This is a genomic window from Pantoea sp. SORGH_AS_0659, from assembly GCF_031453915.1.
GTDB classification, from domain to species: domain Bacteria; phylum Pseudomonadota; class Gammaproteobacteria; order Enterobacterales; family Enterobacteriaceae; genus Pantoea; species Pantoea leporis.
Window position 1 is genome coordinate 4,230,090 of the sequence record NZ_JAVJAK010000001.1, and the last position, 14,194, is coordinate 4,244,283.

13 protein-coding genes are annotated in these 14,194 nt (G+C 60.1%); 10 read left to right on the forward strand and 3 right to left on the reverse strand.

Annotation, left to right across the window (positions count from 1 at the left end):
* Window positions 1-10 precede the first annotated feature (10 nt).
* Window positions 11-922: a glycine--tRNA ligase subunit alpha gene (glyQ, locus tag Q3H59_RS19835; RefSeq protein ID WP_008105242.1), complete on the reverse strand. Its 912-nt coding sequence runs from the start codon at window positions 920-922 to the stop codon at window positions 11-13.
* Between the two features lie 347 nt (window positions 923-1,269).
* On the opposite strand from glyQ, the gene Q3H59_RS19840 reads away from it, so the two are divergent.
* From Q3H59_RS19840 to Q3H59_RS19885, 10 genes are all read left to right on the forward strand, one after another.
* Window positions 1,270-1,662: a RidA family protein gene (locus Q3H59_RS19840; RefSeq protein WP_309836509.1), complete on the forward strand. Its 393-nt coding sequence runs from the start codon at window positions 1,270-1,272 to the stop codon at window positions 1,660-1,662.
* Window positions 1,662-2,633, forward strand: coding sequence for a D-2-hydroxyacid dehydrogenase (locus tag Q3H59_RS19845; RefSeq protein WP_210081042.1), 972 nt, complete (start codon window positions 1,662-1,664; stop codon window positions 2,631-2,633). The genes Q3H59_RS19840 and Q3H59_RS19845 overlap by 1 nt, the downstream gene beginning before the upstream one ends.
* Before the next feature lie 116 nt (window positions 2,634-2,749).
* Window positions 2,750-3,646: a transporter substrate-binding domain-containing protein gene (locus Q3H59_RS19850; protein WP_101763846.1), complete on the forward strand. Its 897-nt coding sequence runs from the start codon at window positions 2,750-2,752 to the stop codon at window positions 3,644-3,646.
* A gap of 55 nt (window positions 3,647-3,701) precedes the next feature.
* Entirely contained in the window at window positions 3,702-5,231 is a 1,530-nt protein-coding gene (locus Q3H59_RS19855; RefSeq protein WP_110867864.1) for an amino acid ABC transporter permease/ATP-binding protein, read from the forward strand.
* On the forward strand, window positions 5,215-6,258 hold the full coding sequence (locus tag Q3H59_RS19860) for an alpha-hydroxy acid oxidase (RefSeq protein ID WP_309836513.1): 1,044 nt from the start codon (window positions 5,215-5,217) through the stop codon (window positions 6,256-6,258). Before Q3H59_RS19855 ends, Q3H59_RS19860 begins: the two co-directional genes overlap by 17 nt.
* The gene (locus tag Q3H59_RS19865) at window positions 6,258-7,181 is read left to right on the forward strand and encodes an ABC transporter substrate-binding protein (RefSeq protein WP_309836515.1); all 924 of its coding nucleotides are present in this window, start codon (window positions 6,258-6,260) and stop codon (window positions 7,179-7,181) included. Before Q3H59_RS19860 ends, Q3H59_RS19865 begins: the two co-directional genes overlap by 1 nt.
* On the forward strand, window positions 7,181-8,557 hold the full coding sequence (locus tag Q3H59_RS19870; RefSeq protein WP_309836754.1) for an amidohydrolase family protein: 1,377 nt from the start codon (window positions 7,181-7,183) through the stop codon (window positions 8,555-8,557). Before Q3H59_RS19865 ends, Q3H59_RS19870 begins: the two co-directional genes overlap by 1 nt.
* A 14-nt stretch (window positions 8,558-8,571) precedes the next feature.
* Window positions 8,572-9,333, forward strand: coding sequence for a GntR family transcriptional regulator (locus Q3H59_RS19875; protein WP_101763851.1), 762 nt, complete (start codon window positions 8,572-8,574; stop codon window positions 9,331-9,333).
* A 32-nt stretch (window positions 9,334-9,365) separates the two neighbouring features.
* A complete protein-coding gene (locus Q3H59_RS19880; RefSeq protein WP_101763852.1) occupies window positions 9,366-10,481 on the forward strand; it encodes a mandelate racemase/muconate lactonizing enzyme family protein in 1,116 nt (371 codons plus the stop codon).
* Between the two features lie 114 nt (window positions 10,482-10,595).
* Complete coding sequence (locus tag Q3H59_RS19885) at window positions 10,596-11,591, forward strand: acyltransferase (RefSeq protein WP_309836518.1); 996 nt, start codon at window positions 10,596-10,598, stop codon at window positions 11,589-11,591.
* Here the strand turns inward: Q3H59_RS19885 and Q3H59_RS19890 are convergent.
* Window positions 11,576-12,508 carry a helix-turn-helix domain-containing protein gene (locus Q3H59_RS19890; protein WP_309836519.1) on the reverse strand — a complete coding sequence of 311 codons (933 nt, stop codon included), beginning with the start codon at window positions 12,506-12,508 and terminating at the stop codon, window positions 11,576-11,578. The two genes, Q3H59_RS19885 and Q3H59_RS19890, sit on opposite strands and share 16 nt — an antisense overlap.
* A gap of 228 nt (window positions 12,509-12,736) precedes the next feature.
* Entirely contained in the window at window positions 12,737-14,179 is a 1,443-nt protein-coding gene (xylB, locus tag Q3H59_RS19895; RefSeq protein WP_309836521.1) for a xylulokinase, read from the reverse strand.
* Window positions 14,180-14,194: the final 15 nt, after the last annotated feature.

Consider the following 14,194-nt stretch of genomic DNA (forward strand, 5'->3'; position numbering starts at 1 on the left):
TGGCTGCCTCTTACTTGTTTTTATTGCACATCGGGAAGCCAAGCGCCTCACGGGACGCATAATAGGCTTCCGCCACGGCTTTCGTCAGGGTGCGGATACGCAGGATATAGCGCTGGCGTTCGGTAACCGAAATCGCTTTGCGGGCGTCCAGCAGGTTAAAGCTGTGCGCCGCTTTCAGAATGCGCTCGTAAGCCGGCAGCGGCAGCGGTTTTTCCAGTGCCAGCAGCTGCTGCGCTTCTTTCTCATACTGCTCAAAGCAGGTGAAAAGGAAGTCGACGTCAGCGTATTCGAAGTTATAGGTCGACTGCTCCACTTCGTTCTGATGGAACACTTCGCCGTAGGTGGTTTTACCGAACGGACCGTCGCTCCACACCAAATCGTAAACGCTGTCTACGCCCTGAATGTACATCGCCAGGCGCTCTAAGCCGTAGGTGATCTCGCCGGTTACTGGCTTACACTCGAGGCCGCCAACCTGCTGGAAGTAAGTGAACTGCGTCACTTCCATGCCGTTCAGCCACACTTCCCAACCGAGTCCCCACGCGCCCAGCGTTGGGTTTTCCCAGTTGTCTTCGACAAAGCGAATGTCGTGGATGGTGGGATCCATACCCAGCTCTTTCAGCGATCCAAGGTACAGCTCCTGAAGGTTGTCCGGGTTGGGCTTAATCACCACCTGGAACTGGTAATAGTGCTGTAAACGGTTCGGGTTTTCACCGTAACGTCCATCGGTTGGACGACGAGATGGCTGCACGTAAGCGGTCGCCATCGGCTCTGGGCCTAAGGCACGCAGACAGGTCATCGGGTGTGAGGTGCCGGCGCCCACTTCCATGTCCAACGGTTGGACAATGGTGCAGCCTTGACGCGCCCAGTAATCCTGCAAGGTCAGGATCAGGCCCTGAAAGGTCTTGGTATCAAACTTTTGCATGTTGAATTCGCACGCGATACGGATCGGTTAAAAAAAGAGTGCGCCAGTATACCCTTTGACCGCGGATTGTGCAGCCGGAAATCCAGGCCAGTGCGCAAGCGATTACGGCAAGGTTTAGCGGGCAAAAACAGAACAATAAGAAAATCGTATACGATTCACACTCATCGCGAGCACTCAACATAAAATTTTCATTAAAATCTTACATATCATAATCTTGATCGATATATCAGCTAATCCTATTACGTGATGAACATCACCATTTCGACCCAATGGTTAAAAATTGCGCGTTGACACTCGTGTAATCGTATACGAAATTGCGGTGAAATAGTTTTGCTTGAGATTTCACCATGAAGATTGCGTTGAGTTATCCCGGCATGAACGCCAGCGACCGCCCAATGGGGCCTGCGCCGCTCTCCGCCGCCGTGCTGCACGAACCGATGTTGTTCATTTCCGGCCAGGTGGCGATTGATCCCTACAGCGGCGAGATTATGGGCAACGACATCGCCAGCCAGACGCGTCAGGTGTTGAAAAACGTCGGCGATCTGCTGAGCGAAGCGAACATGACCTTCGACAACGTGGTCCGCGTCACTGTTTACCTGACCGATCTCAGCGCGTTCAGCGCGATGAATGCCGCTTACAGTGAATTCTTCCGGTTCCCCTTTCCGGCGCGCGCCACCGTGGGCATTCAACTCAACCATCCTGACCTGCTGGTCGAGATGGAAGTGACGGCGATGCGCTGATGCATATTCATATCGAGAACGACGCCAGCGCACCGCGCGCACTCCATCTCTCTGTCGAGCAGCTGCAACTGCAGCTCGACGCGCATCCGCCGTTGCGCAGCCACTTCACGCTGAGCGAAAACCGCGATCCGGCGCAGACCGCCGACTTCCTCGCCCGCTGCGACATTCTGTGGAGCGGCCGTAAGCTGGCGCTCGATCAGTTCAGCACGCCGCGTCTGGGTTGGGTGCAGGTGATGTCCGCTGGCGTTGAGCAGTGGCTGGCGCACTGGCCGCAAGGCGTGACGCTCACCAATGCTTCTGGCGTACACGGCGATAAAGGTGCCGAGTTCATTTTGATGGCGGCGCTGATGTTCAACTTCGGCATTCCCGGTTTTCTGCAGGATCAGGCGCAGCGTGTGTGGCGTCCGACCTTTGGCGGCTGCGCACGCGGCAAAATCGTGCTGCTGCTGGGCGTGGGCGGCATTGGCGCCGCAGCGGCAACTCTGCTGACGGCGCAAGGCTATCGCGTGATTGGCGTGACGCGCAGCGGCCAGTGCGATGCCAACGTGGCGCGCTGCATCCGTATTGATGCGCTAGACGAGGTATTGCCGCAGGTGGATGTGGTGGTATCGACGCTGCCGCTGACGCCACAAACCCGCAATCTGTTCGATCGCCGCCGTCTCGATCTGCTGCCCGCACGCGCTGGTATCGTGATTGTTGGACGCGCCGATGTGTTTGATTACAGCGCGATGCGCGAAAAACTCAACGTAGGCGAACTGGCCGGCGCGGTGCTGGATGTCTATCCGCAAGAGCCGCTACCGGCCGACGACCCGCTGTGGCACACGCCCGGCGTGGTGATGACACCGCACTGCAGCCTTGACGATCACAGCGCCTACCTCGCCGGTTGCCTTGACGTGTTTATCGATAACCTGGCGCGCTTCCGCCACGGACAACCGCTGCGTAATCAGGTTGATCCGGCACGAGGTTATTAACCCCCGATATTTCCGTAGGGCCGCCATTCATGGCGACCACCTAAAAAAGCACCAAAGACGTTCATAAATCACAAGGTCATCGCTTTCTCATTCACCAGCATCAGGGGAACCTTATTATGAAATTTGCACGCACTGCTTTGTTAATCTCTGGTCTTAGCGGCAGCTTACTGGCGGGCATCTCCAGCGCCCACGCAGCCAGCACCGATCCCATCACGCCTGCCGCCAGCGACTTCGCGGCGATGGCGCAGTGCAAAGCACTGCAAACCAAATATCCCTCGCTGAAAGGCAAAGATCTGGTCGTCGGCCTCGGCGGCTACACCAAAGGCTTTGAAGCGCCATCGGAAAAAGATCCCAGCATCATTGAAGGTCTCGATCCTTCCCTGTTCGAGCGCATCAGCAGCTGCCTCGGCGCGAAACACAGTTACCAAAGTGGCTCGTTCAACGTGCTGCTCACCTCGATCGCCAGCGGACGCGCGGATATCGGTCCGATGCTGTACGTCACCGAAGAACGCATGAAGCAGATCGCCTTCGTCGCCTCGATGCAGGTGCAGGATGGTTCGGTGCTGGCACAGGGCAACCCGAAGAAAATCAACAGCGTCGATGATCTGTGCGGCAAAACCGTCGCCGCCGCAGCGGGTTCGTACGAAGCCAACAAACTGGTGCCGGAACAAAGCGCTAAATGCAGCGCCGCCGGTAAGCCCGAAGTCAGCATGTTGATGGTGCAGAACACCGACAACAGCATTCAGGCGGTGAAAAGCGGTCGCGCGGACGTCTATCTGACCGAAGCCGGTTCCGCCGTTGCCATCGCCAAAGCGGACAAATCGCTGCAAAGCGGCTTTACCGTGGATCTGCCGATCATGGTGGGCTTCCCGATCGCCAAAGACAACGCCACGCTGCGCGCGGCGGTGCTGGACGCGATGAAGGTGATTCAGGCGAGCGGCGCACAGAAAAAACTGCTGGATTACTGGGGCCAGGGCAGCGCTGCCGAGCGTCCAGTGGTTGCGCGTGGTTAATGCATAAACTCAGCCGCCTCGGTGACTTAACCGAGGCGTTGAGGAGGATAACGCCTTGGATGATTTTCTTAAGTACCTGACTTTCCCCTACTTGTGGGAAGGCGCTGTTATCGCCGTGCAGCTGCTGATTGGCGCGCTGGCGGGCGGCATTGTGATTGGCTTTTTCCTGGCGTTAGCCAGCAGCTCAAAGCACGGGTTTATTCGCGTGCCGGTGAAGATTTACATCTATACGCTGCGCGGCACGCCGGTGCTGCTGCAGCTGATTTTGCTGTACAACGTGCTGCCGGAATTTGGTCTGCGTTTGAGCCCGTTCACCAGCGCGCTTATCGCCCTGATGATCAACGAAACCGCCTTCTGCGCCGAAATCATTCGCGGCGGCATTATGGCGACCGATCGCGATCAAAGCATGGCGGCGCAGGCGTTCGGTTATTCGCGCAGCAAAGAGATGATTCACGTGGTGATCCCGCAGGCGCTGCGCGCCATACTGCCCACCATGGGCAATGAAACTGTCGGGCTGCTGAAATCCACCTCGCTGGCTTCGGTGGTGGGCGTCAATGAGCTGACGATGCGCGGCCAGGCGATTGTGTCGCAAAACTTCCTGTTTATTCCGGTGCTGGTCGCGTCGGGCGGCATCTACCTGATTCTTTCCACGCTGCTGGCGGGCGGTCAGTGGTGGTTGGAGAAGTTCTACAACCTTGATGAACGTGCGCGACGGGCACGCGCGCGCCTGGCGAAACTGCCGCCGGAAGCAGACGTGATGCCGATGCAGCTACCAAAACGGCGCTGGGATACGCAAACCGCTGCGCCGGTGCTGGAAGTGAATCAGCTGTGCGTCGACTACGCCGGTAAAGCGGTACTGAAATCGCTGTCGTTAACCGTCCGTCGCGGCGAAGTGGTGGTGCTGCTTGGTCGCTCCGGTTCGGGCAAAAGTACGCTGCTGAAATCGATTCTGGCGCTGACGCCACGCAGCAGCGGCACCATTCAGACTGAAGGCCACTTCATGGGCAGCGACGAAAACGGTCGCGCGCTGGCGCAGCGACATCTGCCGGTGAACCGCGCCAAGTCGGGCATTGGCATCGTGTTCCAGCACTTCGCGTTGTTTGATCATCTTACCGCGCTGGAAAACGTGATGAGCATTCTGCTGCGCGTGCAGGGCGCACAGCCGGAAATCGCGCGCGGCAAAGCGATGCGCGCGTTGAAAATGGTAGGACTCGGTGATTTCGCCGCCTCGCTGCCGCACGAACTCTCCGGCGGACAGAAACAGCGCGTCGGCATTGCGCGCGCGCTGGCGGCAGAACCGCAAATCCTGCTGTTTGATGAACCGACTTCCGCGCTCGATCCCGAACTGGTGCGCGAAGTGAACCAAACCATGCGCAGTCTGGCGCAGACCGGCATCACCATGATCATCAGCACCCACGACATCGCATTTGCGGCGGGCGTTGCCGATCGCGTGGTGTTCCTGCAGGATGGCGCGCTGATTGAAGAAGGCCCGCCGACGATTCTGCAAAATCCGCAAACGCCGGCTTTTGCCACCTTCCTTGAACATGAAAATGCTGCGGAGGCGCCACATGCCAACGCGCTTTGAACTCACGGCACGCGAGCGCCTCGGTGATGCGCTGTTCCGCTATATGCAGGGCCAACCGGCCGATGCGCTGGGTAATGAACCCGATGCCAATCAGCAGGCGCTACGCCGCTTTCGTCTGTTACCGCGCGTGCTGCAGGGCAATGAAAGCATCGACACGCAGATTTCCCTGCACCAGCAAAACTGGTCCGCGCCGATTGGCGTCGGCGCGTTTGCCGGTGACCGAATTTTTCACGACGAAGGTGTGCTGCCGATTGCGCGCGCCTGCAAACGTCTGCAACTGCCGCTAGTGATCTCCGAAGAGAGCGTCACAACGCTGGAGCAGATTGGCGCCGAGTACGACCGCTGCTGGCTGCAACTGCGCGCGGCGGGGGATGTCGGCCGCATCAACGCCTTGATCGACCAGGCCGCGCAGGCCGGATTCAAAAATATCGTGCTCACGGTGCTGGCGCCGGTGCATCCGGTGGCCGGGTTACAGCCCGGCGGCTTCTCTATCGGCGACGCCCTGAAACAGCGCGGCTGGCACACCATCGGCGGCACGCAGCCGGGTGTTGCGCCGCTGCCGGCTTTTCCGGTGTGGCGCTGGCAGGAGATTGACGAGGTAGCGGCGCACTGCGCTAATCATCAACTGCCGCTGTGGCTGAAAGGCGTTTTGCATCATGACGATGCGGCGCAGGCTGCGCAGCACGGCGTCAGCGGAGTGATTGCCTCAAACATCGGCCTGCGCCAGAGCGCGCGCTGGGCTACGCCGGTCGATCAGCTGCCCGACTTGCAGGCGGTGACGCGGCTGCCGCTGCTGCTGGATGGCGGCGTACGCTGCGGCAGCGATGCGGTGGTGGCGCGCTGTCTTGGCGCGTCGCTGTCGCTCAGCGTGCGCCCGATCATCAGTGCTTTAGTCGCCGGTGGCGAGAGTGCGGTGTTCGATCTGCTTTCCGGCTGGATCAATGAAGTTACGGCCATTAGTCATTGGTGCGGCGTCAGCGATATGGCGGCGCTGAACGGCAGCTTTATCACCGAGGAGCGCCACTGATGCAGACACTGATTTTCAACCAAGGCGATGCCAGCGAATCCCGCATCTATTACTGCGCGCACTATCTGGCGCACAGCCTCGGCCTGTTCGCCGCAGAGCAGCTGCAGGTGATCTTCACCACCAGCGAATCAGGCGGGCATACGGTACAAGGCGGCCAGGTTCCCGCAGTGCTGAATCGCGACGCCGATCTCACGCTGGGCGGCCCGATGGTGGTGATGAAGCATTTTCAGCAGCACGGCGCAGAGTTGCAGTGTTTCTGCGCCTCGGTGGCGGCCAATCCGTGGTTTCTTGCGGCGGCGCAGGCGCAGCCCGATTTTCAGCTCAGCGATCTGCGCGGCAAACGTGTGCTGGATGTCGGCAATGTCGGCACCGCCACGCTGACGTTCCGCTGGCTGCTGGCGCGTCACGGTTTGCAGGATGACGTTGAGCTGATCGCCGGCAGCGGCGATCAGGCGCGGGATTTCACCGCCGTGGCCCAGGGGGCAGCCGATTATGCGCTGCACGCCATGCATATGCTGGCGCCCGCCATCGCCGCCGGACAACTCCACAACATCAGCAGCCTCGCCAGCGTGTGCGGCCACGTACCCTGGAGCGCCTACATCGCCCGCACCGATGTATTGCAGGAGAAAGCCACCGCTTTCGCCGCCTTCTCCCGCGCCATTGCCCAGGCGCTGACGTGGATCGCCAACCATGACGCCACTGCGCTGGCGCAACAGGTGCAGGCGTTTTACCCCGATTATCCGCGCGAGGCGCTGGTGCACGGCCTCGCGGCCTATCAACAGGCTGGCGTGTTTGCGCCAGATTGCGTGATTCCGCGCGCTGAGTTTGCGCATTTCAGCCAGCTGTTAACTGCTATCGGCTGGCTCGACTCTTCACAGCCGGTGCCGTATGCGGCGCTGGTGACGCAGGCAGGAGCAGAATGATGAAACAGCTGATTATTAATGGTTTGGTGGTGACAGAAACCCGCGCTGAATTGGCCGATCTGCTGATCGAAAACGGCAAGATCAGTGGCGTGTTATCGCCTAACGCCATCACGCACGGCGTTGACGAGGTGATCGATGCACGTGGCTTGATCATCGTGCCCGGCGCGATTGACGTGCATACCCATTTCACCGGCTCGCACGATTTTCCCGAACAGGAGCTGCGTGAAGGCACGCACGGCGCGGCGGCGCACGGCGTCACCACCATCGTCGAAATGCCGCATTCGCTGCCACCGGCGACATCGCTGGCTAACTTCAGCGCTAAGAAAAGCTGGCTGGCAGACAACTGCTCGGTGGATTACGCCCTGTGGGCTGGGTTAGACGGAGATAACGTGCATGAACTGGCGGCGCTGGATCAGGCCGGTGCGCTGGCCTTCAAAGCCTTCCTGTGCAGCGGCGCACCCAACGGCGACGCCACCGACGAGAAAGGTTTGCCGCGTCTCGACGATGACGGCCTGCTGCGCGCCATGCGCGAGTTGGCCACGTTCGACGGGCTGATTGGCGTGCACGCTGAGAATCACGACATTTTGATCGGTGCTGGCAGCGAACAGCGCCGCGCCGGACGCAAAGATGCGCGCGCTCATGCGCTGGCGGGGCCGGAAATCGCCGAGATCGAAGCGGTGGGACGCGTGTTAGCGATTGCCGAAGATACCGGCGCGCGCTGCCATATCGTGCACGTCAGCTCGGCGCGCGCGGCGGAAACCATTGTCGCTGCCAAAACCCGCGTACGCGCCAGCTTCGAAACCTGTCCGCACTATTTACTGCTCGACGAAGACGATTTGGTGCGCATCGGCCCCAACGCGCGCTGCGGCCCACCAATCCGCCCACGTCCGGTGGTGGATGCGCTGTGGCAGGTGCTGCTGCGCGGCGATATCGACATGATCGCGTCTGACCATTGTCCGTACACGCCCGCACAAAAACAGGCGGGTGAAGCCAGCATCTGGGAGGCGGGCATGGGCCTCACCGGCGTGGAAACCCTCAGCCCGATGTTCTTCAGCGCGGCCCATATTGAACGTGGCGTGGCGCTCAGCGAGTTTGCGCGCATGACCGCCAGCGGCCCGGCCAAAGCCTTCCAGCTATGGGGCAAAAAAGGGGCGATTGCGCCCGGCTTCGACGCCGATTTGGTGTTCTACGACGCCAGCCAAAGCTGGACGGTGCGCGGCGCCAATTTTCAGGGACTCGGCAAGTGGAGCGCATTTGAAGGGATGCGCTGTCAGGGTAGAGTGGTGCGCACATTGATTCGTGGCGTCACGGTATTCCAGGATGACCAGATGCAGGTTGAACCCGGCTTCGGTCAATTCGTGACCCGACAGGTCTAAACAGGATAAACAACATGGCAGGAAAACCCTCTACCGCTCGTCGTAAAAACAGCGCCCCGCTGGCGCAGGACGCGGCCACCGATAACAGCTGGAATAGCGCGCGTCCGCGCACGCTGGTCGATCACGCCGTGGATGCCATTCTCAGCGCCGCCTCGCGCGGCCTGATCCTGCCCGGCGACCGCATCGCAGAACCCGAGCTGGTGGCGAAACTCGGTATGAGCCGCGTGCCGATCCGCGAAGCGCTGCGCATTCTGGAGAGCCAGGGCATTGTCACCAGCGAGCCGTATAAAGGTATCCGCCTGATGGAGATTTCGCATCAGCGGCTGGAGCAGATTATTGATGTGCGCATCCCGCTGGAGACGCTGGCCTGTCGCCGCGCGATTGAGGCCGGACGCAACAGCGCTGAGCAGCTTAATCAGCTCTATCAGGGCGTGGCGCAGATGCAGGCGATGATGCAAAGCGATAACGTTTACGGTTTTGCCTCCGCCGATACCGATTTCCACCGCACGCTGTGCAGCTTCGCGCACAACCCGGTGCTGAGCAATTTGTGGGAGTCGATTGCCCGTCAGCTGACGGTGATTTTCGGCCTCTCCACCATGGGCAAATCGATGAGCGACATCATCGAGGAGCATCAGCGGCTGATTAATGTCTTTGCCGATGGCGACATCGCCAAAATGACCGACGAGGTTGAGAACCACATCCGCATTCAGGCGCTGGACGTGGATTACGAAACCCTGATAACACAGCGCCGACAGCACCGTTCCGCTCTCGGCTAATTTCGCCTTGCCTTTACACCAGGGAAAACACCATGAAAATCATTAACGTTGAGGCGTTTTACCTGCGCCTGCCAGTGATTGAGCAGCGCACCGACAGCTCTCAGGATGCGCTGCTGATCAAAATCACCACCGATGCCGGCATCACCGGCTGGGGCGAAGTGGATGGCAGCCCGTATGTCACCAAAGCCATCATTGAAGCGCCCTATTCGCACACCATGGTCACCGGCCTGAAGTCGCTGTTAATCGGCGAAAACCCGCTGGAAACCGGCCGTTTATGGAAGAAGATGCACAAAGCCACCCTCTATTACGGCCGCAGCGGCGCGGTACTACAGGCGATGGCCGGCATCGACATCGCCTTGTGGGACATCAAAGGTAAAGCACTCGGCAAGCCGATTGTTGAACTGCTGGGCGGCGCCATGCGCGACAAAATGCGCGTTTACTCCTCCAACATGTTCCAGTTCAGCGTGGAAGAGACGGTCGCGCGCGCGCAGCATGCGATGGATACCGGCCATAGCGGCGTGAAGTTTGGCTGGGAGCCGTTTGGCACTGACGAAGCGCTGGATCTGCGCTATCTCGACGCCCTACGTAAAGCGATGGGCGACGATGTGGATCTGATGCTGGACGTCGGCCACGTGTGGGATGCGAAAACCACCATCCGCCGCAGCCAGCGCTATGAACACCTCAATCTGTTCTGGATTGAAGAGCCGCTGCATCCCGATAACTACGCGGGTTACGGCCAGGTCTCCGCCGCCTGCCAGCAGCATATCGCCGCTGGTGAGCAAGAGTGTTCGGTAACGGGTTTCCAGCGCCTGATAGATGAAGGCGGCATCGATATCGTGCAGATCGACCTGACGCGCACCGGCTTTACGCAGGCAATGGAGATCGCCAGCTACGCGCACAGCCGTGGACGCAAAGTGTGCAACCACAACTTCACCACCGACATTAATACCGCCGCCTCGCTGCATTTCCTGTGCGCGATTGAGAATGCGCTGGTGATGGAGTATTGCGTCGAGCCGGGCGAAATCAGCCGCTCGCTGGCGAAGAATCCGGTGCGCATCGCCGACGGTTACGCGTGGCTGCCGAGCGAGCCAGGCCTCGGCGTTGAACCCGACGAAGCGGTGATCGAGACGTTTTTGGTGCGTGATTAACCAGGTCGCCATTTATGGCGACCTGGTAACAGAGTGATCTGAATTACAACGCAAAAGGTTGTTGGCGCGCGGCTCACTGGCTACCCTTCTTCGCAGCCAATGCAAGAGGGTGCCATGCAGCAAAAAATTTACTGGATCGACAACTTACGTGCGGTTGCCTGTCTGATGGTGATCGTCATTCACACCACAACCTGGTACATCACCGGGCCGATGGCGGTAACAGGCCTGAGCTGGGATGTGGCGAACCTGCTTAACTCAGCGTCACGCGTCTGTGTGCCGCTGTTCTTTATGATTTCAGGCTATCTGTTTTTCGGCGAACGCAGCGCACAAGGGCGGCATCTGCTGCGCATCGTGCTGTGCCTGCTGTTCTACAGCGCGGTGGCGCTGGCCTATATCACCTGGCTGACGCCGATCAGCGAAGGTCGATCGCTGCTCAAACTGCTGCAAAGACCGGTGTTCTATCACCTGTGGTTCTTCTTCGCCATTATCGGCATCTATCTGTTATCCCCGCTGATTCAGGTGAAAAGCGTGGCACCGCGCTATGTCGCGATACTGGTGATCGTGCTGGCGGTGCTGGCGAATCCGAATACCGTGAGCCAATCGCTGGGGCCATTCCACTGGCTGCCGGTGAATCTGTATGTCAGCGGCGACAGCATCTATTACCTGCTGTATGCGCTGCTCGGGCGTGCGATTGGCTGTATGCAGACCGACAAGCGCAGCATCAGCTGGCTGGCGGGATTGGGCTTTGTGGCCTGCGTGATTGGCATTGCGCTCGGCACCAAACAGATGCTGAAAATCAACGGCGCGTTCAACGATACCTGGTATCTCTACTGCGGGCCACTGGTGTTTATTGCCGCCATCAGCCTGTTGATTCTGTTCAAAAACACCCTGAATCAGCGCGCGCTGCCGGGGCTCGCCACCCTCTCGCGCTATTCCCTGCCGATCTATGGTTTTCACGCGCTGTTTATCCACTTTCTGCGTACTCATCACTACGACGACATGTCGCGCCCGTGGCTCGATTTGCCGTGGGTGATGGGCATGACGCTGATCGGCAGCCTGCTGCTGGCAATGGGATTACAACGCGTGGATAAGCGTCATCTGGTGAGCTGATCGTCCCAGCGCTGGTGCGCGCGGCGTAGCTGGCGTGCCGAGGAGAATCCGGCGGCCAGCGCCGCTTTCTCCGCCGCTTCGCCCTGCTGCTGGCGTTGCCGCGCAATCACTAAGCGCAGCTGTTCGTGGTATTCGCGCACGCTGATGCCCAGATGCTGGCGGAACAGGCGCGTCAGATGACGCTCGCTGACGTGCGCCCGTTCGGCCAGCGCGGTAAGCGACCAATCATGTTCGGGATGGGCAATCATCACATCCTGCGCGCGATGAATCGCCGGATGCATGTGATTGCGATAGCGCAGCCACGGCGACAGTTGCGGATCGTCGCCGGAACGGCGGAACCACACCACCATTTCGCGCGCCACTTTCAATGCCTGCGGCGCGCCGCACAGCCGATTGATGAGATGCAGCGCCAGATCGATACCCGCAGTAATGCCCGCGCTGGTCCAGATGCCGCCATCTTCGACGAAAACCCGGTTATCTTTTACCAACGCCGCTGGCGCTGCCACTTTCAGGCGCGGTAACACATCATGATGCGTGGTGCATTGGATGCCATCCAGCAATCCCGCCTGCGCCGAGAGCAATGCGCCGGAACAGATGCACACCAGCGTGATGCGCTGATCGGTAATCGCTGTCTGCTGCTGGCGCAGCCAGTCACGCGCTATCGCGGCCGGTTCAGTGTCGAAACAGACGCGCGAATCGTGTACGCCTGGCACCACCAGCAGGCTGTTATCCGGCAGTTGTGCGGGCAAGGGCGCGATGTCGGCGAGGGTCATGCCGGTGGAGCACAGCACGCTCGGCTGCGGGCCGATGTAGTGCAGCGCGAAGTGGCCGTCGGCCAGCTGCAGGGTTTCAGCGGGGCCAGTGAGATCCAGCGCCATCACGCCGGGAAGCACGAGAAAGAAGACGGACTGCGGCATGGTGCGCTCCGGTTGGGTTTGGTGTGTTTTTTTCCCCCCTCACCCCAACCCTCTCCCGTAAACGGGCGAGGGAGCTGATCGTGCGTATACTCTCGATCGGTTCCCTCTCCTGCTTGCGGGAGAGGGCTAGGGTGAGGGCAAATCAGGCCACTACATTTAACACAAAACCCCAATCATACCCGATAAAAACTCCAACACCCCGCCAAATCCAGCCATCACTCTCCCACATCAAGACATCAACGGCTGCAACTGCTGATACAAGCGCGCAAACACCTCGCGCTGTGGCTGATACGCCTGATGCCGCGCCGCATCCGGTTGATGCCGCTGCGCCAGTTCCAGCGACGGCCATTCGCTCGCCGGATCAACCGCCAGCTGCGCCAGCCGCGCCGCACCCAGCGCCGGACCGACTTCGCCGCCATGACAATAATCCAGCGTTTGCCCGCTGATATCCGCCAGCATCTGACGCCAGTACGCACTTCGTGCGCCGCCGCCAATCAGCATCACGGTTTTCGGCTGCACGCCGCACTCATGCACCGCATCCATGCCTTCGGCCAGCGCGAAGCCCACACCTTCCAGCACCGCGCGCGCCAGTTCTGGCCGGCCATGCTGATGCGTTAAACCAAAGAACGCGCCCTGCGCCTGCGGATTGTTATGCGGCGTGCGCTCACCAGAAAGATAGGGCAGGAACCACACTGGCGGCACATCGCTGCGCGCTTTTTCCGCCTCACTCAGCAGTTGCGGCACATCCGCACAACCGGTTAGCGCCGCCGCCCAATCGAGGCAGGAAGCCGCGCTGAGAATCACCGACATCAGATGCCAGCGCTGCGGCAGCGCGTGGCAAAAGCTGTGCACCGCACGCTGTGGATTGCTGAGATAGCCGTCGCTCACCAGGAAATAGACGCCCGACGTGCCGAGCGACAGCATGCCTTGTCCCGGCTCAACCATGCCGACACCCACCGCGCCCGCCGCGTTATCGCCACCGCCCGCCACCAGCGGCACACTTTGCATGCCCCAACGCGCGGCGACATCTGGCAACAAGGTGCCGGTGATCTGATTGCCTTCAAACAGTTGCGGCATCTGGCTGCGTTGCAAATCGCAGGCGTTGAGCATCTCATCGCTCCAGTCGCGCTGCGCCACATCCAGCCACATCGTTCCCGCCGCGTCCGACATGTCGCTGGCGAACTCACCGCTCATGCGCAAGCGCAGATAATCCTTTGGCAGCAGCACTTTAGCCACCTGAGCAAAAACCTGCGGCTCATGCTGTTTTACCCACAGCAGCTTAGGTGCGGTAAAGCCGGGCATCATCAGATTGCCGGTGATGCGACGCGAATCCGGCACGCGCTTCTCCAGTTCCTGACACTGCTCGCCGCTGCGCCCGTCATTCCACAAAATCGCCGGACGCAGCACCCGATTCTCGCTATCCAGCAAGGTGGCACCGTGCATCTGCCCGCTCAGGCCAATCGCCTTCACGCTGCTGAGATCGTGCTGCTGCGCCAGCGCCTGCATGGCACGATCGGTAGCCCGCCACCAGCTTTCGGCATCTTGCTCGCTCCATAACGGCTGCGGCCGCGACACCTCCAGCGGCGCACTCTCCACTGCAATCACTTTGCCGTGCGCATCCAGCAATGCCACTTTCACGCCGGAGGTGCCTAAATCGATGCCGATAACCATGCTGCGCTCCTGAAA

Coding starts and splice junctions, on each gene's coding strand:
- glyQ (WP_008105242.1), bottom strand. CDS start 922: ATGCAAAAGTTTGATACCAAGACCTTTCAGGGCCTGATCCTGACCTTG.
- Q3H59_RS19840 (WP_309836509.1), top strand. CDS start 1,270: ATGAAGATTGCGTTGAGTTATCCCGGCATGAACGCCAGCGACCGCCCA.
- Q3H59_RS19845 (WP_210081042.1), top strand. CDS start 1,662: ATGCATATTCATATCGAGAACGACGCCAGCGCACCGCGCGCACTCCAT.
- Q3H59_RS19850 (WP_101763846.1), top strand. CDS start 2,750: ATGAAATTTGCACGCACTGCTTTGTTAATCTCTGGTCTTAGCGGCAGC.
- Q3H59_RS19860 (WP_309836513.1), top strand. CDS start 5,215: ATGCCAACGCGCTTTGAACTCACGGCACGCGAGCGCCTCGGTGATGCG.
- Q3H59_RS19865 (WP_309836515.1), top strand. CDS start 6,258: ATGCAGACACTGATTTTCAACCAAGGCGATGCCAGCGAATCCCGCATC.
- Q3H59_RS19870 (WP_309836754.1), top strand. CDS start 7,181: ATGAAACAGCTGATTATTAATGGTTTGGTGGTGACAGAAACCCGCGCT.
- Q3H59_RS19875 (WP_101763851.1), top strand. CDS start 8,572: ATGGCAGGAAAACCCTCTACCGCTCGTCGTAAAAACAGCGCCCCGCTG.
- Q3H59_RS19880 (WP_101763852.1), top strand. CDS start 9,366: ATGAAAATCATTAACGTTGAGGCGTTTTACCTGCGCCTGCCAGTGATT.
- Q3H59_RS19885 (WP_309836518.1), top strand. CDS start 10,596: ATGCAGCAAAAAATTTACTGGATCGACAACTTACGTGCGGTTGCCTGT.
- Q3H59_RS19890 (WP_309836519.1), bottom strand. CDS start 12,508: ATGCCGCAGTCCGTCTTCTTTCTCGTGCTTCCCGGCGTGATGGCGCTG.
- xylB (WP_309836521.1), bottom strand. CDS start 14,179: ATGGTTATCGGCATCGATTTAGGCACCTCCGGCGTGAAAGTGGCATTG.